Raw genomic sequence first — 18,528 nt, 5'->3', positions numbered from 1 at the left:
AGCCCGTGTGTCACAGATCGCACCGCGTCCGCAGGGCTGGCAAATACGGTTCCCCCCTGGTGATCGAGCGATCCGGGGCTGTCCTCATTCTGTCTTCGCCCGCCCAAGGGTAGAAACCCTTGAACAGGATCTCGTGAACCTTCAGGAAATCCCGGTACGTGATGGCTTTTCGCCGTGCCAGATAACTCACTGCGTCGGGCAGGTTGGCACGGAACAACTCGTGTTCGGCAATCTTCACGATGTCGAGGTCTTTCTCTCCCGCGAAATTGCGCAGGTAGCCGGCTGTATCGAAGTCCCTGAACGGATCAAACACGGCGCTTTTCTCGCAGATGATTGATCAACAACGCGGTCATCTCGCGATCGGTCAACTTGTGGGCGCGTTTGAGAGATACGAGCAGATTGCTCGTCTCGTCAGACTGGACGTTGTCGTCGGAAAGTCGAGTGACGGTTTCGGCCCATTCGTCGCCAGCGGTGCGTTGATAACTGATGTGATGCTTGCGCGCGAGGCTTGCAACGAACTGGCTGACGCCCTCGGTAGGAATCTGCATTGCCGGGTCTGGTGTCAGAATGCCGTTGTTCGGCCGCTGATGAACGTAGATCACCGGCTTCCCGGCAATTGACAGGCGCCGGTTGATACGATGCGAACCGATATCCACTGCAACCGCACCAGATGATCCGTCTTGCGCAACGCGCACGCTGATGCCCAGTTTTTGAAAGACCTCGGTCGCAACATCTTTCTCCGAAGCGACCAGCCGGACTTCTCCGGTGTCGGGGTCCTTGGTCGACTTTGCATAGATTCCGTTTCCAATTCGTGCGATGACTCCCTTGTCCAGCAGCGCGTTGAGCGATTCGGACACTTGCGAGGCACTACCCAAGCCCGAGACGTCACTACGCAGCACCACGGTACTGGAGCGGTGTCTGATCGACGAGAGCATGCGGCTTTCGAGCTTCATGGAATGAGTAGCGACTTTGGGAGCTATCAGTATATCAAAACCGTAGTTTTTGATGAGAAATCACACATTTACGGGAACATGGCATGCCGGTGAAGCAGCACGAAATGCAGCGCTCTTCACGCCTCCACCTCCTCCATCCGCGGCACGATCGAACTCAGCCATTCCGATAACGCCACGAACGGTTCGTCGTTGGCAATTTCATCCGGGGCAACGAGGTAATAGCCCGATGCGCCGGTCATGGGTTTATCGAGGGGAACGACCAGCCTTCCCGACGACAATTCATCCGCCAGCAGGATCTCCGGCAGCAGCGCCACGCCCAGACCCGCCTGCGCGGCGCTCGTGAGCATCGTGAACAATTCATACCGGGCGCCACGGACCGCGCGCACGTCGTGTTCCAGTCCATTGAGCCGGAACCACGTACGCCAGGCGTCCGGTCTCGTCGATAAATGCAACAGCGGCAAATCAGTCAATTGGTCCAGTGAAACCGGCGCGGCGCCCGCCAGTAACGACGGACTGCACACCGGCACGACCTTCCCCTCGCGGAACAGCAGCTTGCCTTGCGTCCCGGGCCAAACGGAATCGCCGAAGTACAGCGCGGCATCGAAAGGAGAGTCGCTGAACAGAAAAGGCTCCGTACGGATCGACAGGTTCACCGTGATATCCGGGCGCAACGCACGAAACTGCGGCAGTCGCGGAATCAGCCATTGACTCGCGAGGGTCGGAACGACCGCGATCTCCAGAATCCGCCCGACGCCACGCTGTGCCATCAATTCGAGCGTGTCACGTTCGATCCGGTCGAGATTCTTGCGCACGAGCGCGGCGTACTGCCTTCCGTGCGTGGTCAGCACAATGCGCTTCTTGATTCGCAGGAACAACGCGACGCCCAATCTGCTTTCCAGCGATGCCACTTGCCTGCACACCGCGCTTTGCGTGAGCGAGAGTTCGTTGGCGGCGCGGGTAAAGCTCTCATGGCGCGCAGCCGCTTCGAAAATCTGCAGCGCGACCAGATTGGGGATGCCTTTTCTCATGTATTTACAAGCCTCGATAACGCAAAAAACCGCACTTGGTGCATTTCAAGAACCAACTGATGAGTTTATATCAGTTGCGTGGCTTTTTGACCCGTCCCAAAATCCAGTTTCCATTGAATTGCGTACAGGGCTGATCGAGCCTTCCGCCCCTGCCGTACAGCATCAGCCGGAAACTCAAAGAATGAATTCCAACCTCGCCGCCCTGCTTTCTACCGTCGTTCCTGAAAGGGAGGTCGCCGGATTAGTGCTATTGATGAACTTGCCTGCGGGAATGGACACGTTCACGCCCGGCACGGTTACCCGGGCCGAACTCGCTCAGGCGATGAACATGGCGCTGTTCGCCGACCTGCTCGAACGCGTGCCGAGCGGCCGTGCGTACACAGACGATCTGCAACACACGCAAACCCGCGTCCAGTTCGATCACGGCGCGCTGCGCACCGTGCGATGGAGCGAATCCGGCGCGTTGCCGCCGGGCGAGGCCGCGTTCACGCGCATTCTCCGGCCGCTGGGTTTTGTGCTGAACGGCACGTATCCGCTCGATCGAATCAAGATGACGGGGCGTTCGTACAAACACCTCGATGCCCCCAATGACATCGCCCAGTATTTCGTCAGCGAGTTGCATCCCGGCCGTTTCAGCCCGGAATTCCAGCAGGCAGTGACGCGCGTGATCGGCGAAAGCGTGGATCCGCTGACGCCGCAAGCGGTGGCGTCGCTCGCCGAGCTGGAGCGCGACGGCTCGCTGCCGCTCGCCATCGCGCTGGACCTGCTGCCGGTGATCGTGCGCTGTTTCGAGCGCCAGCATCCGGTGCCGCAACTGGCCGACTATGAAACGCTGCGCGCCGAATCGGCGGAAATGGCGTGGATCTCGACTGAAGGCAACGCGTTCAATCACGCAACGGATCGCGTGGACGATGTCTTCGCCGTCGCCGAGGCCCAGCGCGCGCTGGGCCGCCCGATCAAGGATTCGGTCGAGGTGTCGAAGTCGGGCCGTGTGCGCCAGACGGCGTTCCGTGCGGACCCGGTGCGCCGTGTGTTTATCGATAAAACCGGCGCGCAGATCGAGCGCGACGTGCCCGGCTCGTTCTATGAATTCATCAGCCGCGATACGGTTCTCGACAATGCCACCGGCCGCAGCGTGCTCGATCTCGGTTTCGATGCTGGCAACGCCACGGGCATCTTCAAGATGACGGCGGCCGCGTGACCACGAACGCGACTGCTGCATCGGATCTATACGACTTCACGGAGCCGTTCAAGGCGCCGCAAGGCTCCGCGATCCGCGAGCTCTTCAAGTACCTCGCCCGGCCGGGGATGATCTCGTTCGCGGGCGGCTATCCATCGAAGGATTTGTTCGACCGGGCTGGAATCGGGCGCGCGATGGAAGAGGCTTATCGCGCCGACCCGATTGCGTGCCTTCAGTATGGCGACACCGCCGGCGCGCCCGCGCTGCGCCGCGCGATTGTGCGGTTGATGAACGATCGCAGCGTGGCGCGTGAAATCGATGACCTCTTTGTGACCACCGGCTCGCAGCAAGGTCTCGACCTGTTGATCAAGATCCTGGTCGCGCCGGGCGACGCCGTGCTGATCGAAGAGCCTGCTTATCCGGCCGCGATCCAGGCGCTGCGTCTTGCGGGTGCGAAGCTGATTCCGGTGCGCACGGACGCGCAGGGCATCGACGTCGACGCACTCACCGAACAACTCGAAGCGCTCGATCCGGCCGTGCGTCCGAAGTTGCTCTACACGGTGCCGACCTTCGCGAATCCAACCGGCACGACGTTGCCCGTGGAACGCCGCGAAGCGCTCGCACGCCTCGCAATGCGTTTTCGCTTCGTGCTGATCGAAGATGATCCATACGGCGAGCTGCGTTTCGCGGGCGATCCGGTCAAACCGATCATTGCGCTTGCCGATGCCATTCCCGGCGCGCGCGACTGGGTCGTGTATTTCGGCAGTCTCTCGAAGATCGTTGCGCCGGGCTTGCGCATCGGCTGGTCGATTGCGCCGCCCGCCATCACGCGCCGCATGCTGGTCGCGAAGCAAACGAGCGATCTGTGCACGTCGCCGCTTGCGCAGGAGACGGCGCGGTTTTATCTGGAAAGCGGACGGCTTGCGGAGCACGTGCCGGTTATCGTGCAGGCGTACAAAAAGCGTTACGAGGCGTTGTCGAGCGCGCTGCGGCAGTTCGTTCCTGACGACATCGAGTATGTCGTGCCGCAGGGCGGCATGTTCGTATGGGCGCGCCTGAAGGGCGACCGCCTTGCCGCAGACGTACTCAAGCGCGCAATCGAGCAGAATGTGATTTACGTGCCCGGTCCGGCTTTCTACGTGCACAACGCCGATGAATCAAGCATGCGGCTTTCGTTTGCCGCCGCGCCGGGGGAGGCCGAAGTGTTTGAGGGTGTCCGCCGTCTCAAGCTCGCGCTGGCAAGCCGGTAACACGATGTCTCGCCAGACGCGGAGAAACGCGTTCTAATCGCATGATCCGGCACGACGGATTGATGTGGGTTGGTTCGTCCAGCGCACCAAGTCGTACCGATTAATCATTTGCAACGGTATTTTTAGGCCCTGAAACTCTGTGCCGTCGTTTACGCATTTCATGCCGGCGCAAGTTCCAGAGCGGTGTTGATGTCGACGGCGACGAGCCGCGCGCAACGCCCCGGCAGTAACCCGACATAAAGAGAGGAAGTGATGCAACTGAACGATATTCTTGGCGCACTCGGCGTAGACCTCGGCCAGTGGAAGGGCGACGCCCTCGTGGCGCGTTCGCCGCTCGATGGCGCAATGCTCGCCAAACTCGCCGTCGATACCCCCGCCAGCGCCGCGCGCAAGATCGACGCGGCCCACGCCGCCTTCCTCAAATGGCGCACGGTGCCCGCGCCGCAGCGCGGCGAACTCGTGCGCGTGTTCGGTAACGTGTTGCGTGAGCACAAGGCCGCGCTTGGCAGCCTGGTGACGCTGGAAGCCGGCAAGATCACCTCCGAAGGCCTGGGCGAAGTGCAGGAAATGATCGACATCTGCGACTTCGCAGTCGGTCTCTCGCGCCAGCTTTATGGCCTGACCATCGCGTCCGAGCGTCCCGGGCATCGAATGATGGAAACGTGGCATCCGCTTGGCGTGGTCGGCGTGATCTCGGCATTCAATTTCCCGGTTGCCGTGTGGTCGTGGAACACGGCGCTGGCAATCGTCTGCGGCGATTCGGTCGTGTGGAAGCCTTCGGAGAAAACGCCCTTGACGGCCATCGCGTGTCACGCGCTGTTCGAAAAAGCGCTGCGCGAATTCGATAAAACCCATCCCGGCGTCGCGCCCGAAGGCCTGAGCCAGTTGCTGCTCGGCGAACGCGATATCGGCCAGACGCTGACCGAATCCACCAAGGTGCCGCTCGTCAGCGCCACCGGCAGCGTGCGCATGGGCATGGAAGTCGCGCAAGTGCTGGCGAAGCGCCTTGGCCGCAGCATTCTGGAACTCGGCGGCAATAACGCAGTGATCGTGGCGCCCAGCGCCGACCTGGATCTCGTCGTGCGCGGCGTGACGTTCTCGGCGGTCGGCACGGCAGGTCAGCGTTGCACGACGCTGCGCCGTCTGGTAGTTCACACCAGCGTGGTCGACAAACTGTTGCCGCGTCTGGAGAAAGCGTTTGCATCGGTGAAAGTGGGCAGTCCGCTTGAAAGCGATACGCTGGTCGGTCCGCTGGTTGATCGCGCCGCATTCGATGCCATGCAAAAAGCGCTGCGCGATGCACGCGAGCAAGGCGGCGACGTGAAGGGCGGCGAACGCGTGGAAATCGGCGGTCATGCCGATGCGTATTACGTGCGTCCCGCGTTCGTGCGCATGCCGGCGCAAACGGCCGTGGTCGAACGCGAGACCTTCGCGCCGATCCTCTACGTCCTGACCTACGACGATTTCGCCGATGCACTGCAACTGCAGAATGGCGTGCCGCAAGGTTTGTCGTCGGCGATCTTCACCAACGACATCCGTGAAGCGGAGCAATTCATGTCGGCGGCGGGCAGCGATTGCGGCATTGTGAACGTGAACATCGGCACGAGCGGCGCGGAAATTGGCGGCGCGTTCGGCGGTGAAAAGGAAACCGGCGGCGGCCGCGAATCGGGCTCCGACGCCTGGAAGGGCTACATGCGCCGCGCGACCAACACGATCAACTACAGCCGCGAATTGCCGCTTGCACAAGGCGTCAAGTTCGACGTGTAGTCAATAAAAGAAAGACAAGACGCCATACCCCGGCGTCGACCCTGCCGCCCGAAGCGTGCCAACCGCGGCACGTCAACCGGGCAGCGGACCTCCGCGTGTGTTCCATCGCGTTTCACTGTGAAGAGCCGTTTTTAAAGCGGCTTTTCAAGCGGTTCGCATCGCCTGTCTGATTGCCCAACTGTTTTCCGGAAGACCCTGGAGGCCACCGTGTCGTTTCTCGTGCTGGACAAACTGACAAAAGCCTACGGCGACCTGCACGCCGTCAGCGACGTGAGCCTCTCGGTCGAAAAGGGCGAGTTCGTCTCGCTGCTTGGACCATCGGGCTGCGGCAAGACCACGACGCTGCAGATGATCGCGGGTTTTATCGATGTCACGCAGGGCCGTATTTCGCTCGATGGCAAGGACATCACGAATGTCCGCCCGAACAAGCGCGGCCTCGGCGTGGTGTTTCAAAGCTACGCGCTGTTTCCACACATGACGGTGACGCAGAACGTGGGCTTCGGTCTGGAGATGCGCGGCATCGGCAAGGCCGAATGTGCGGAGCGGATTCGCGAAGCGCTTTCGCTCGTGCGGCTCGATGCGTTCGCCGCGCGTTATCCGCGTGAACTCTCGGGCGGCCAGCGCCAACGCGTGGCAATCGCACGTGCGCTCGTGATCAAGCCGCCGGTTCTGTTGCTCGATGAACCCATGTCCAACCTCGACGCCAAGTTGCGCGAGGAGATGCAGTTCGAATTACGCACCATCCAGCGCAAGGTCGGCACGACGACCGTGATGGTCACGCACGATCAGTCCGAGGCGTTGTCCATCAGTGACCGCGTGGTCGTGATGGAAGCAGGGCGTGTGACGCAGGTGGACTCGCCGTATCGTGCTTATGAGCGGCCCGAGAATCGATTTGTGTCGCAGTTCATCGGCAAGGCGAACATGCTTGCGGGCAAGGTGACCGAGGCGCGTCCCAACGAGGTGCATGTGGACCTCGGGCATGACCTGACCGGCATTGCTTGCATCGACGCAGGCACCGTCTGGCGCGAAGGCGACACGGTGACCTTATGCATTCGTCCAGAGAAATTGCACTTGTGCAAGGTGGGAACGGGGCGGTTGTCGGCGACTGTCACGAGCCGGTTCTTCTTGGGCAGCCAGTGGTTGTATCGCGTCGACACCGCGCTCGGCGAAGTCCTCGTTTGCAGCCAGAACGAAGGCACGGAACCGGTGGCCGAAGGCGAGGCGGTGGGTATCGACTGGCATCGCGATTCCGTGCGTGTGATTCAGGAAGCGAACCATGGCTAGCATGCTCGAATCCACGAATAGATCTTCTCCGGACTCGTCGAACAAACCTCGCGCGCCGTGGCACGCGTTCGTGCCGCCGTGGCTGATGAGCTTGCCCGCGTTCATCTTGTTCGCGGTGCTCGTGCTCACGCCGCTCGCAATGACGGTTGTCCTGACCTTCTACAAGTTCGATCCGGCGAGCGGTCCCATCGCCGCGTTCCAGTTCGGCAATTACGCCGAAGTGCTGACGGACAGCTACTACCAGATCATCTTCGCCCGGACCTTCGGCATCGCGATCCTGACCACCTTGCTGTGCGTTGCGATCGGTGCGCCCGAAGCGTACGTGTTGTACAGGATGCGCGATCCGTGGCGTTCGATGTTCCTGCTCGTGATCCTTGCGCCCTTGCTCGTTTCGGTGGTCGTGCGCGCGTTCGGCTGGAGCATGTTGCTGAATACGGGCGGCATTGTGAACCAGTTCTTCGGACTGTTCGGCATGGGTCCGTACAAGCTCGAATATACGACGTTCGCGATCGTCATTGCACTCGTGCATGTGATGTTGCCGTTCATGGTGATCCCTGTGTGGACGTCATTGCAGAAGCTCGATCCGCAGGTCGAGAACGCGGCGCTCTCACTGATGGCATCGCCGGCTACGACCTTGCGACGGATCGTGTTGCCGCAAGTTGCGCCCGGCATTCTCTCGGGCAGCCTGATGGTGTTCGGGTTGTCGGCGAGCGCGTTTGCGATTCCGGGTCTGCTCGGTGGACGCCGTCTGAAAGTCGCGGCGACCGCGGTATACGATGAATTCCTTGGTTCGCTCAACTGGCCGCTCGGCGCGACCATTGCCATTTTGCTGCTGATCGCGAACCTCATCATCATGATCACGTATTACAGGGTTCTGGAGCGGCGTTACTCCAGAAGCCTCGGCTAAGGAGGCCGCCGCCATGCGAAAGAACGGGCTCATTGCACTGAGCTTCCACACGCTCGTGATCCTGTTCGTGCTTGCGCCGCTCGTGATCGTGGTGCTCGTCGCGTTCACGCCGGAGCAGACGTTGACGCTCCCCACGCACGGTTTGTCGCTGCGCTGGTTCCGCGCGATCCTCGACTATCCGGATTTCATCTCGGCGTTTGCGAACAGCATCAAGCTGGCGTTTTCATCGGCTACGTTGTCGCTCGCGCTCGCCTTGCCCGCGGCGCTCGCTATAGGGCGTGAACGCTTCCCCGGGCGCGAATTTCTTAACGGCCTGTTCCTCTCGCCGCTGGTGATTCCGAGCCTCGTGCTCGGCATCGCGTTCCTGCGATTCTTCGCGATGATCGGCGCGACCGGATCGTTTCCGTGGCTCGTCGCGGCGCACATGATCATCATCACGCCGTTCGTGATGCGGCTCGTGCTGGCGTCTGTCAGTGGCATGGATCGCAGTATCGAACATGCGGCGCAGTCGCTTGGGGCTGACCGCTGGACCTCGTTTCGCCGTATCACGTTGCCGATGATTCTGCCCGGCATCACAGGCGGCTGGCTGCTGGCGTTCATCAACAGCTTCGATGAACTGACCATGTCGATCTTCGTCACATCGCCGCAGACGGTCACGCTGCCCGTGCGCATGTACATGTACGCGACGGAATCGATCGACCCGATGATGGCGTCGGTTTCCGCGCTCGTGATCTTCATCACCGCGGGCGCGATGATCCTGCTCGATCGCGTGTACGGACTGAACCGCATCCTGATCGGAACGCATTGATTCGAGCCCATGACACAAGACCCACAGCCGCAATTCGTTCGATTGACGGAGACACATCGCAAGGCCGTGAATTTTGTACTAGATGGTACATCTGCAACTGCGTTGACCGGCGATACGGTGCTGAGCGCTATCCTGCTGACCACGCGGCGCGTGCGCAACACCGAATTCAGCGGCGAACCGCGTGCGGGATTTTGCCTGATGGGCGCGTGCCAGGACTGCTGGGTGCAACTGGAAGACGGCACGCGGATCAGGGCATGTTCAACGATCATCAAGGACGGCATGCGTATTCAGACGCGGCCCATTGAAGCATGAGCGATCAAAAGCACATCGTGATTGTCGGCGCAGGTCCTGCGGGCGTGCGCGCGGCCGAGACACTGGTGGCGGCGGGCTTGAGGCCGGTTGTCATCGACGAAGCGGCGCGTGCCGGTGGTCAGATCTATCGGCAGCCGCCGGCCGATGCTGGCTTCGCCCGCGCCAAAAGCGCGCTATATGGCATGGAGGCGCGCAAGGCCGACGCCGTACATTCGACGATGGCAAACCTGATGTCGAAGCTGGATTACCGGCCGGATACGCTCGTCTGGGGATGCGGAGCGGGGCAACTCGATACCTTCCATGCGGGGCGTCAGCGCACGGTGCCGTATTCGCATCTGCTTATCGCGACGGGCGCAACGGATCGCATCCTGCCGTTCCCGGGATGGACCTTGCCGGGTGTTTATACGCTGGGCGCATCGCAGATTGCGTTGAAGGCGCAAGGCTGCTCGATCGGACGGCGGGTCGTGTTCGCGGGAACCGGGCCGCTGCTTTATCTTGTCGCATATCAGTACGCGAAAGCGGGCGCGCAGGTCGAAGCAATACTCGACACCAATCCATTCTCCAAACAATTCGCCGCGACGCCGCGCTTGCTGAAGCAGCCATCTACGTTTGCGAAAGGTTTGTATTACGTCGGCTGGCTGGCGGCGCATGGCGTTCGCATCGAGCGCGGTGTGCGCATCGTGCGCGCTGACGGACATGGCGCCGTTCAGGGCATCACCTTCAGCGACGGCGCGCGTGAAATGACCATCCCGTGCGACGCAATCGGCTTTGGATACGGCTTGCGGTCCGAGACGCAGCTCGCTGATCTTGCCGCTTGCCGCTTCAGTTTCGATGCGCTCAATCGCGCATGGTTACCGGAGCGCGATACCGCCGGCCGCAGCTCCGTAGCGGGTGTCTATCTGGCGGGCGATGGCGCAGGTATAGCTGGCGCGGACGCGGCTGAACTGGCCGGGCGACGCGCTGCATTGGCGATGCTCGAAGACCTCAAGCATCCTGCTGCGGACATCGGAGAGGCATCGAAACTCGACCGGCAACTTTCGACCATCGCTCGGTTTCGCGTGGGGCTGGAGCAGGCATTTGCGCCGCCCTCGGACTGTGCATCGGCATGGCCGGACGACATGACCGTATGCCGTTGTGAGGAAGTGACCGCGGGCACGTTACGCCGATGCATCCGTGATGGCGAAGCAAGCGAGATCAACCGGCTTAAGGCGCTCACGCGCGTCGGCATGGGCCGATGCCAGGGTCGCATGTGCGGCGCGGCTGCTGCCGAGTTGTTGAGTGCGGAGACGGGCAAGAGCATCGCCGATGTTGGTCGTTTGCGGGGACAGGCACCGATCAAGCCGGTGCCTTTATCGATTGCGTTGATGGCGGACATGAACGGCGCAGACGATCTTTCCCCGATCCCGGAGCACGCCCGCGATGAATGAAACCTTGCGCTTCGACGTGATGGTGGTGGGTGGCGGACTGGTTGGTTCATCGGCGGCGCTGATGCTTGCCAAGCGCGGCTTGAAGGTCGGCTTGTTCGAGCGCCGCTATTGCGGTGCGCAGGCGAGCGGTGTGAACTATGGCGGTGTTCGCCGGCAAGGGCGTTCCGCAGTGCAATTGCCGCTTGCCGTGCGTGCGCGGGCGATCTGGGACAGGTTGCCGGAGTTGATCGGAACGGATGGCGAGTTTGTGATATCGGGCCATTTGCGCCTCGCGCGCAGTGAAGCGGACCTTGTGGCGCTCGAAGCATACGCGCGGGTCGCAAATCCATATGGTCTTGACCTGCAGGTGATGAGTGGTCCGTCGTTTCGCCGGCGCTACCCGTGGCTAGGCCCGGCGGCGTTGGGCGGTTCGTTATGTCCTGGCGATGGTCATGCGAATCCGCGAATCGTATCGCCTGCGTTTGCGCGCGCTGCGCGCGTGGCTGGCGCCGATGTCCGCGAGCAGACGGCGGTGACGCAAATCACGCGAGATGGTGAGCAGTTTGTGATCCGGGCGCGCCATGATTCGGGTGTGACGATTGAGGCGCGAGCTGACTGGCTGATCAATTCGGCGGGTGCGTGGGGCAACACCGTAGCGGGTTTCTTCGGTGAGTCCATTCCGATGGAGCCGATCTATCCGAACATGTGGGTGACGGAGCCGATGCCGTATTTCATCGATCACAATCTGGGCGTGTATGGCGGCGGAATCTACGCGCGTCAGGTATCGCGAGGAAACGTGGTGATTGGCGGCGGCCGCGGTTTGGGTGATGGAGAATATGCACAACCGCTGACCGAGACCACACGCACAGTAATGAGAGCGGCATGTGAGCTATTGCCGAGACTTAAAAACGCCTTGCTGTTGCGAACCTGGACTGGCGTTGAAGGCAGCACACCCGATGACAACCCCGTGATTGGCCCTAGCCAAACGACGCCAAAGCTGCTCCACGCTTTCGGCTTTTCGGGCGGTGGCTTTTTGCTTGCGCCGGGGGTAGGTGAAGTCTTGGCGGACTTGGTAATAGACGGAAAGACGAGCACACCGATAGATGGTTTCTCGATCAAGAGATGGTCGGGAGTAGCGGCTGCTTGACTGATAGTTCGCACGGCGCGTGAGGGGTGGTTTTCCTGGTTAACGGATTCCCACACTGGTGGCGAAGCGTGTGGGTATCTGTTGACGGAGGGGGAGGGTTTCAAGTGTTCTTGATTGCGGCGTAGAGCGTTCTTCTGAAGTACCAAACAGATAAATGTGCACGCTCGGGACACTTATGAGCCATCGGTGGAGAGGCGTTTTCTTTGCTTCGTTTCTTTGTCGCCGTTGGAAAAAGAAATGAAGTCCCGCCACGGACAGTGGCTAATAGTGCTAAAAAAGTCATTTAAAACGGAACTCGCGAAAGCCTTAAAAGCAGCAATCCAGCACCAAACCCGACCGCAACGAACACTGTCCCGAGCGCGAGCGCAAAACCCGTGAAATGAAGTCCCGCCACGGACAGTGGCTAACAGTGCGAAAAAGAACAGTTAGAGCGAGATGCGCGCGGGCGCAAAAAGCATCAACCCGGCAAAGAACCACCCGCTAAAGCAAAAGCAAACCCCCAACAACAAAACGACGAAAAGACCCTGTTACCAAGGAGCAACTCCAATGAAAAAATCCCTAGCGAGTCTCACGAGCGCCCTCTGTGCTGCGGGCCTTTTGGCCTCGATCCCCGCCCACGCAGAAACCAAGACCATATACATAGGAATGAACGGTGGCCCGATGGAAAAGGCCTACACCAGCGAGGTGCTCCCTGACTTCGAAAAGGCCAACAACGTCAAGGTAGTCGTAGTCCCGGGCACGTCCTCGGACATCCTGGCGAAGCTGTTGGCAAATAAAGCAAAACCGCAGATCCACGTAGTGTTCCTTGACGATGGCGTCATGGCCCGCGCTGTCAGCATGGGTGTATGCCAGAAAATGGCGGCAGGTCCCGAGCTCCAGCAACTCTACCCCTTCGCACGCATGAAGGACGACATCGGCGCAGGCGTGCAGCTCGGCATGACCGGCATCGCATACAACACGAAGTTGTTCAAGGAAAAAGGCTGGGCACCGCCGACCTCCTGGATGGACTTCGCCGATCCAAAATACAAGGACAAGGTGGTCTTCCAGTCGGCATCGAGCAGCACGTTCGGCCTGCATGGTTTCCTGATGATCAACCGCCTTGAAGGCGGCACGGAAAAGAACGTCGAACCGGGCTTCACGAAGTGGCAGAGCACGGTAGGCAAGAATGTGATCGAGTACATTCCGAACTCGGCGAAGATCTCGGAGATGGTGCAAACGGGTCAGGCCGGATTGTTCCCGCTGACCCCAACGGCCGCCGGCGATCTGCAGACGAAGGGCATTCCCGTTGCCTACGTGAACCCGAAGGAAGGACCGGTGCTCCTGCTCGTGGATGAATGCGTCGTCGCGAATAATCCCGACCCGGAACTGGCGCAGAAACTTGCGGCGTTCATGATCTCGGCATCGGCGCAAACGAAGGCGGCGAGCGCCGGTCGCCAGATTCCGACGAACCGTCAGGCGAAGATGACCGACGCCATGCAACAGCAACTTGGCAATCTCGATGACCTCGTAAAGAAGGTCAACACGGTGGACTGGGATGTGATCAACGCGAATCGTCCGCAGTGGGACGCGCGCTGGAATCGTCAGGTCGAGCGTTGATCGAGGCTTGATAGAACAACGGGCGTGGCTTCAGGCAACGCCCGTTTTGTCACTCCGGTCTGGCGGCGAGCGCTACGGACATTACGTCGGCAAGCGGCTGTTCGCCGTTGGCAAGCAAACCGTCAATTGCGCCCTGAAGGTCGCGTCGCTCCTTGTTCTGGCCGAGCTTCGATTTCCCGACCAGCCGCGTGATCTCGATCTCGATGCCGACGATGGCCGCCAGCATCGAATCGATATATTCGCGGGTTGAATCGCCCATTTTCCAGGGCTTCTCCTCGCCGGCTTCATGCACTCTCGTGAGCCGCCCAACGAGTCCGCGCAGGAATTTTTCGTCATCGCGGATCGTGATCTTTCCATGCGCATGGACCACCTGATAGTTCCATGTCGGCACTTGCCGATGCGCCTCGTGCTTGCTCGGGTACCAGTTCGGCGAAATGTAGTGCTCGGGTCCGCGAAAGATCACGAGCACCTCGGTGCTGTCCACCACTTCTTTCCAGACCGGATTCGCCCGCGCGACGTGCGCTCGCAGAATGCCATGACTCCCCGCCGATGCATCCAGTTCGAAGGGCACATGATTCGCATCGAGTCCGTCCGGGCCGTGGGTGACGAGCGCGGCAAGCGGGTATTCGTTCATCAGCCGATGAAGCTCGTCAGCGCGAGTTTCGGCAAAGTGGGCGGGGATATACATTCAGGCTCCTGTATCCTTGGCGGCTTGATCGGCTCCGGAAGCAATCCCCGATGCCAACACGCAATGATGCGCTAAAAACCGCCTGCGGAAACAGGGCCAATTTCGAAGAATTCGCCCAGCCACTTCGTTTTTCCGTGCGGGCTTATTCCTGCGAGTTGATCACGACCTTCGATACCGCATGCTCCTGCAGGCCCCATTTCGTCAGGATCTTCTTGTAGGTGCCGTCGGCGAGGAGCTTTCCGAACGCTTGCTTCATGGCGTCGCTCAACGCGGTGTTGTCCTTCGCCATGCCGATGGCCGTGTACTGCGAAAGGAAGGACTGTCCAATCGGCGCGTACGCATCCTTTTCCAGCGTGTTCTGATACGGCAAGGTCTCCCCGCCTTGCACAGCCGCGTCGAGCCGGCCCTGACGCAATTGCAGGCGGGCGTCGGCGGAACCGTCCGTGCCTACGACCACGATTGCAGGCTTGCCGGCCTTTACGCAATGCTCGTCGCTCCATGTCTTGGTGTCGTCGGGAAACGATGTACGCCGGCTCGACCCCACGCGTTTGCCGCAGATTGCTTCGATCTGCGCGTATTCGCCGCCGCGTGCTTTCAGCGTGTAGAACTGCGGACCGGTCTTGATGTAATCGAGGAAGTTCACGGATTCTCGACGCGGCGGCAAGTCGGTCATGCCCGACAAGATCACGTCCACACGATGCGTGGTCAGCGCGCTCATCATCTGGTCGAAACTGGTTTCTTCCCACTTCAGCTTGACGCCCATCTTCGCGGCGAGCGCATTGCCGAGATCGACGTCGAAACCGGTGAGTTCGTCGGTGGCGGGGTCCTTGTATTCGAACGGCGGATAGTTCGGCACGATGGCAGCCGTAAGCGTTCCTTTGCCGCCAACGGGCGTTTGGGCGTGTGCAAACGATGCACTCAGCATCACGGCCCCAACTAAAAAACCGCCAAGGGTGCGCCGGAACAAGGAGTCGATCATGAGTAGTCGCCTGAGCTAGAGGTTGATGGGCAATACGGTTACGCCGTAAAAAATCAGGACAGCACGGCCGATATGAAGTCCTTCGTACGCTGCTGCTGCGGTTGAGACAACACTTGTTCGGGGGTGCCGGTTTCCACGATCTTGCCTTGATCCATGAAGACAACGCGGTTCGCCACTTCGCGGGCGAAGCCGAGTTCGTGCGTGACCACGATCATCGTCATGCCGCTCCTCGCGAGATCGCGCATCACGCTCAGCACTTCGCCGACAAGTTCAGGGTCGAGCGCGGAGGTGGGTTCATCGAAGAGCATGAGCTGCGGATGCATCGCCAGGGCGCGTGCTATGGCGACGCGCTGCTGTTGGCCGCCCGACAACTCCACCGGGAAGGCATCGCACTTGTGGCCGAGGCCGACGCGCCCAAGCAACGCCCGTGCCTCTTCCACCGCTTCGGACTTTTTCTTCTTCAGCACCTGCACCGGCCCCTCGATCACGTTTTCCAGCGCGGTCATATGGGGGAACAGGTTGAAGCGCTGAAACACCATGCCGGTCGCGAGCCGTTGCCGCGCCATCTGTTTTTCTGAAAGCGGGTAAAGTTTGTTCTCCACGCGACGGTACCCGACCAGTTCTCCGTTCACCCACAGCGCGCCGCCGCTGATGGTTTCGAGCTGGTTGATACAGCGCAGGAACGTGCTTTTGCCCGAGCCCGATGGCCCGATGATGCAAAGCACCTCGCCTTTCTCGACGTCGAGGTGAACGCCCTGCAGCGCCTGAAATTCGCCATAGGACTTGCGTAGATCGACGGCTTTGACTAATGGGTTCATGGCTGTATTCATTCCCGTGTTCTCTTGCGTCATTGCTTCGCCGACGCGCGGCCCGCGCCGCGTGCAAAGCGGACTTCGACGCGTGACTGCAGCATGGAAAGCACGGTGACGATCACGAGATACCAGACGCCCGCGACCATCAGCAATTCGATCACGCGGGCGTTCGCGTAATAGATATTCTCGGCGTTGTGCAGCATCTCGGCGTACTGGATCACGCTTGCAAGCGACGTGAGTTTCGCCATGCCGATCAGTTCATTGCCGATAGGCGGCACGATCACGCGCATGGCCTGCGGCAGGATGATGTGGCGCAGCGCCTGCAACCTCGGCATGCCGATGGACTTGGCGGCTTCGTACTGGCCGGTATCGACGGAAAGGAGACCCGCGCGCACGACTTCGGATGTGTACGCACCCTGGTTGATGCCAAGCCCGAGCAATGCGGCAAGGAACGGCGTCATGATGTCGACGGTACGGAACTCGAACAATCCGGGAATGCCCATGACCGGAAACACGAGAGCCAGGTTGAACCACAACAGCAACTGAAGGATCACCGGCGTGCCGCGAAACAGCCACACATAGGCATAAGCGACGCTGCGCAGGACCGGGTTGGTCGAGAGCCGCATGATCGCCACGACCACGCCTAGCACGATGCCAAGCGCCATCGCGAGAATGGTCATGATGACGGTATTGGCGAGACCTTTCAGGATCGACTTGGCTGTGAGGAAACGCGCGACCACCGCCCAGTCGATCTGTCCGCGCGCAAACGCCAGGACGATGTACGCGACTATCGCGAGGATCACGGCCGATGCAACATAGCGTCCGTAATAACGCCGCGGAACGTGTTCGAAGTGCGAGATATCGGCGAACGCGCCGGCGCTTTCGTGCGCTGCGCGATGGTTCGATTCCCGTTCGTTCGATGCACTCAGCATGTAGGTCCCTTGTAGTCGGCCGCCCATGCGGCCTGTTTGTCTATTGCCGTGCGCAGCCGCGTGATCTGTTCCTTCACGCGGGCCGGCGCCGTGCCGCCATACCCGCTGCGCGCTGCGACCGCGGCATCCAGCGTGACGTGATCGAGGACGGCGGGTTCAAGCCGTGCATCGACTTGAGCGAGCGTCGCAATCGATACATCGCCGAGTTCAATACCTTGCTGCTCGCACGCCCGCACCAGCGCGCCGGTGATCTCGTGCGCCTCACTGAACGGCACGCCGCGCAGCGCGAGCCAGTCGGCGACTTCGGTTGCCAGCGTAAACCCGAGCGGCGCCTGAGCGCGCATTTCAGCCACGTTCACGCGCATTGTGCGGATCATACCGGCCATGGCGGGCAGCACGAGTTCGAGTGTATCGATGCTGTCGAAGGCCGCGATCTTGTCTTCCGCCAGATCGCGGTTATATGCGAGCGGCAATGACTTGAGCGTGGCCAGCAAGCCGCTCAGGTTGCCGATCAACCGGCCCGCCTTGCCGCGCGTGAGCTCTGCGATATCCGAGTTCTTTTTCTGCGGCATGATCGAGCTGCCGGTGGCGTAGGCGTCGTCGAGTTCGACCCAGCGGAACTGGCGCGATGTCCACAGGATGACTTCTTCGGACAAGCGCGAAAGATTCACCGACAACATGCTCAGGATAAACGTGAACTCGGCGACGTGGTCGCGTGAAGCGACGGCATCGATGGAGTTTTCGCACGGGCCGTCGTAGCCGAGTTCGAGCGCCGACAGATCGGCGCGCAAACAGATCGCGGACCCGGCCAACGCCGCCGCGCCCAGCGGCGAGCGCGCGGAACGGCGGTCCCAGTCGACCAGACGGTCCACATCGCGATAGATCGATTGCGCATGCGCGAGCAACTGATGCGCAAACACGATCGGCTGGGCCGGCTGCAAATGCGTGAAGCCGGCCGTGATGGTTTCCACGTGCGCGTTTGCCTGTTCGATCAACGCATCCTGCAGTTCATTCACGGCGAGCGCGAGCTGTCGTGCCTTGTCCCGCAGATACAAACGCAAGTCGTTCGCCGCCTGGTCGTTGCGCGAACGTCCTGCGCGCAGTTTCCCGCCGACCGCCTTCAGCCGCTGCGTCAGCTCGCGTTCCAGGAACGTGTGGACGTCTTCATCGGCGAGGATGGGCGCAAGTTCGCCCGCGGCGAATTCCTTTTCGATCTGATCCATCGTGCCGAGCAACTGCTCGAGCTCGGCCGCGCTCAGGATCCCCGCGCGTTCGAGTTCGTTCGCGTGCGCACGCGAACCGGCAAGATCGTAGGGGGCGAGGCGAAAGAAGCTGGGATCCGAGCGGGAGAGGTTTTCCAGCGCGAGCGAGGGTCCGGATTTGAAGCGGCCGCCCCAGAGGCGTTCGGTTGCTGCATTCGTGGTCATGGGGTTTTCCTGTTCGTTAAGGCGTTCTGCTCATTACGACTAGCTTAATCGT

At 60.8% G+C, this 18,528-nt stretch carries 18 protein-coding genes; 10 read left to right on the top strand and 8 right to left on the bottom strand.

The features are described from left to right. Positions 1 to 10 precede the first annotated feature (10 nt). The 3 genes from AXG89_RS42760 to AXG89_RS18030 all read right to left on the bottom strand — a co-directional run bounded on the left by AXG89_RS42760 (position 11) and on the right by AXG89_RS18030 (position 1,981). On the bottom strand, positions 11 to 313 hold the full coding sequence (locus tag AXG89_RS42760) for a hypothetical protein (RefSeq protein WP_205583080.1): 303 nt from the start codon (positions 311 to 313) through the stop codon (positions 11 to 13). Next, complete coding sequence (locus AXG89_RS18035; RefSeq protein WP_144029406.1) at positions 306 to 935, bottom strand: hypothetical protein; 630 nt, start codon at positions 933 to 935, stop codon at positions 306 to 308. Before AXG89_RS18035 ends, AXG89_RS42760 begins: the two co-directional genes overlap by 8 nt. A 134-nt stretch (positions 936 to 1,069) precedes the next feature. After that, positions 1,070 to 1,981 carry a LysR substrate-binding domain-containing protein gene (locus AXG89_RS18030; protein ID WP_062003238.1) on the bottom strand — a complete coding sequence of 304 codons (912 nt, stop codon included), beginning with the start codon at positions 1,979 to 1,981 and terminating at the stop codon, positions 1,070 to 1,072. A 253-nt stretch (positions 1,982 to 2,234) separates the two neighbouring features. Between AXG89_RS18030 and AXG89_RS18025 the strand changes: the two genes are divergently transcribed. From AXG89_RS18025 to AXG89_RS17980, 10 genes are all read left to right on the top strand, one after another. Further along, on the top strand, positions 2,235 to 3,182 hold the full coding sequence (locus AXG89_RS18025) for a DUF1338 domain-containing protein (protein WP_086386475.1): 948 nt from the start codon (positions 2,235 to 2,237) through the stop codon (positions 3,180 to 3,182). After that, the gene (locus AXG89_RS18020; RefSeq protein WP_062171377.1) at positions 3,179 to 4,411 is read left to right on the top strand and encodes an aminotransferase-like domain-containing protein; all 1,233 of its coding nucleotides are present in this window, start codon (positions 3,179 to 3,181) and stop codon (positions 4,409 to 4,411) included. The genes AXG89_RS18025 and AXG89_RS18020 overlap by 4 nt, the downstream gene beginning before the upstream one ends. A gap of 252 nt (positions 4,412 to 4,663) precedes the next feature. Continuing rightward, positions 4,664 to 6,178, top strand: coding sequence for an L-piperidine-6-carboxylate dehydrogenase (gene amaB / locus AXG89_RS18015; RefSeq protein WP_062171375.1), 1,515 nt, complete (start codon positions 4,664 to 4,666; stop codon positions 6,176 to 6,178). Between the two features lie 207 nt (positions 6,179 to 6,385). After that, complete coding sequence (locus AXG89_RS18010; RefSeq protein ID WP_062003234.1) at positions 6,386 to 7,462, top strand: ABC transporter ATP-binding protein; 1,077 nt, start codon at positions 6,386 to 6,388, stop codon at positions 7,460 to 7,462. Then, on the top strand, positions 7,455 to 8,369 hold the full coding sequence (locus AXG89_RS18005; RefSeq protein ID WP_062003233.1) for an ABC transporter permease: 915 nt from the start codon (positions 7,455 to 7,457) through the stop codon (positions 8,367 to 8,369). Before AXG89_RS18010 ends, AXG89_RS18005 begins: the two co-directional genes overlap by 8 nt. Before the next feature lie 13 nt (positions 8,370 to 8,382). After that, entirely contained in the window at positions 8,383 to 9,177 is a 795-nt protein-coding gene (locus AXG89_RS18000; protein ID WP_062003232.1) for an ABC transporter permease, read from the top strand. Between the two features lie 9 nt (positions 9,178 to 9,186). Beyond that, positions 9,187 to 9,489, top strand: coding sequence for a (2Fe-2S)-binding protein (locus tag AXG89_RS17995; RefSeq protein ID WP_062171372.1), 303 nt, complete (start codon positions 9,187 to 9,189; stop codon positions 9,487 to 9,489). Further along, a complete protein-coding gene (locus AXG89_RS17990; RefSeq protein ID WP_062171370.1) occupies positions 9,486 to 10,916 on the top strand; it encodes an FAD/NAD(P)-dependent oxidoreductase in 1,431 nt (476 codons plus the stop codon). The genes AXG89_RS17995 and AXG89_RS17990 overlap by 4 nt, the downstream gene beginning before the upstream one ends. Further along, positions 10,909 to 12,042 (top strand): NAD(P)/FAD-dependent oxidoreductase, encoded by a 1,134-nt coding sequence (locus AXG89_RS17985; RefSeq protein ID WP_062171368.1) that lies wholly within the window; start codon positions 10,909 to 10,911, stop codon positions 12,040 to 12,042. Before AXG89_RS17990 ends, AXG89_RS17985 begins: the two co-directional genes overlap by 8 nt. 546 nt (positions 12,043 to 12,588) lie before the next feature. Next, positions 12,589 to 13,638 carry an ABC transporter substrate-binding protein gene (locus tag AXG89_RS17980; RefSeq protein ID WP_062003228.1) on the top strand — a complete coding sequence of 350 codons (1,050 nt, stop codon included), beginning with the start codon at positions 12,589 to 12,591 and terminating at the stop codon, positions 13,636 to 13,638. Between the two features lie 49 nt (positions 13,639 to 13,687). Here the strand turns inward: AXG89_RS17980 and AXG89_RS17975 are convergent, their stop codons facing one another. From AXG89_RS17975 to argH, 5 genes are all read right to left on the bottom strand, one after another. Continuing rightward, complete coding sequence (locus tag AXG89_RS17975; protein ID WP_062171366.1) at positions 13,688 to 14,326, bottom strand: FMN-binding negative transcriptional regulator; 639 nt, start codon at positions 14,324 to 14,326, stop codon at positions 13,688 to 13,690. 142 nt (positions 14,327 to 14,468) lie between these two features. Continuing rightward, a complete protein-coding gene (locus AXG89_RS17970; RefSeq protein WP_062171364.1) occupies positions 14,469 to 15,305 on the bottom strand; it encodes an ABC transporter substrate-binding protein in 837 nt (278 codons plus the stop codon). Between the two features lie 53 nt (positions 15,306 to 15,358). Then, positions 15,359 to 16,123 carry an amino acid ABC transporter ATP-binding protein gene (locus AXG89_RS17965; protein ID WP_062172571.1) on the bottom strand — a complete coding sequence of 255 codons (765 nt, stop codon included), beginning with the start codon at positions 16,121 to 16,123 and terminating at the stop codon, positions 15,359 to 15,361. A gap of 29 nt (positions 16,124 to 16,152) precedes the next feature. After that, on the bottom strand, positions 16,153 to 17,049 hold the full coding sequence (locus AXG89_RS17960) for an amino acid ABC transporter permease (RefSeq protein ID WP_062171362.1): 897 nt from the start codon (positions 17,047 to 17,049) through the stop codon (positions 16,153 to 16,155). After that, entirely contained in the window at positions 17,043 to 18,476 is a 1,434-nt protein-coding gene (argH, locus tag AXG89_RS17955) for an argininosuccinate lyase (RefSeq protein WP_062171361.1), read from the bottom strand. Before argH ends, AXG89_RS17960 begins: the two co-directional genes overlap by 7 nt. Positions 18,477 to 18,528: the final 52 nt, after the last annotated feature.

It is taken from the genome of Burkholderia sp. PAMC 26561 (assembly GCF_001557535.2).
In the GTDB taxonomy this organism is placed as follows: Bacteria; Pseudomonadota; Gammaproteobacteria; order Burkholderiales; family Burkholderiaceae; genus Caballeronia.
This window is presented reverse-complemented; position numbering and strand designations above follow the sequence as displayed.

Bases quoted from the DNA above. Each gene is read 5' to 3' on its own strand.
- AXG89_RS18035 (WP_144029406.1), bottom strand. From the start codon at position 935: ATGCTCTCGTCGATCAGACACCGCTCCAGTACCGTGGTGCTGCGTAGT.
- AXG89_RS18030 (WP_062003238.1), bottom strand. From the start codon at position 1,981: ATGAGAAAAGGCATCCCCAATCTGGTCGCGCTGCAGATTTTCGAAGCG.
- AXG89_RS18025 (WP_086386475.1), top strand. From the start codon at position 2,235: ATGAACTTGCCTGCGGGAATGGACACGTTCACGCCCGGCACGGTTACC.
- amaB (WP_062171375.1), top strand. From the start codon at position 4,664: ATGCAACTGAACGATATTCTTGGCGCACTCGGCGTAGACCTCGGCCAG.
- AXG89_RS18005 (WP_062003233.1), top strand. From the start codon at position 7,455: ATGGCTAGCATGCTCGAATCCACGAATAGATCTTCTCCGGACTCGTCG.
- AXG89_RS18000 (WP_062003232.1), top strand. From the start codon at position 8,383: ATGCGAAAGAACGGGCTCATTGCACTGAGCTTCCACACGCTCGTGATC.
- AXG89_RS17995 (WP_062171372.1), top strand. From the start codon at position 9,187: ATGACACAAGACCCACAGCCGCAATTCGTTCGATTGACGGAGACACAT.
- AXG89_RS17990 (WP_062171370.1), top strand. From the start codon at position 9,486: ATGAGCGATCAAAAGCACATCGTGATTGTCGGCGCAGGTCCTGCGGGC.
- AXG89_RS17985 (WP_062171368.1), top strand. From the start codon at position 10,909: ATGAATGAAACCTTGCGCTTCGACGTGATGGTGGTGGGTGGCGGACTG.
- AXG89_RS17980 (WP_062003228.1), top strand. From the start codon at position 12,589: ATGAAAAAATCCCTAGCGAGTCTCACGAGCGCCCTCTGTGCTGCGGGC.
- AXG89_RS17975 (WP_062171366.1), bottom strand. From the start codon at position 14,326: ATGTATATCCCCGCCCACTTTGCCGAAACTCGCGCTGACGAGCTTCAT.
- AXG89_RS17970 (WP_062171364.1), bottom strand. From the start codon at position 15,305: ATGATCGACTCCTTGTTCCGGCGCACCCTTGGCGGTTTTTTAGTTGGG.
- AXG89_RS17965 (WP_062172571.1), bottom strand. From the start codon at position 16,123: ATGAACCCATTAGTCAAAGCCGTCGATCTACGCAAGTCCTATGGCGAA.
- AXG89_RS17960 (WP_062171362.1), bottom strand. From the start codon at position 17,049: ATGCTGAGTGCATCGAACGAACGGGAATCGAACCATCGCGCAGCGCAC.
- argH (WP_062171361.1), bottom strand. From the start codon at position 18,476: ATGACCACGAATGCAGCAACCGAACGCCTCTGGGGCGGCCGCTTCAAA.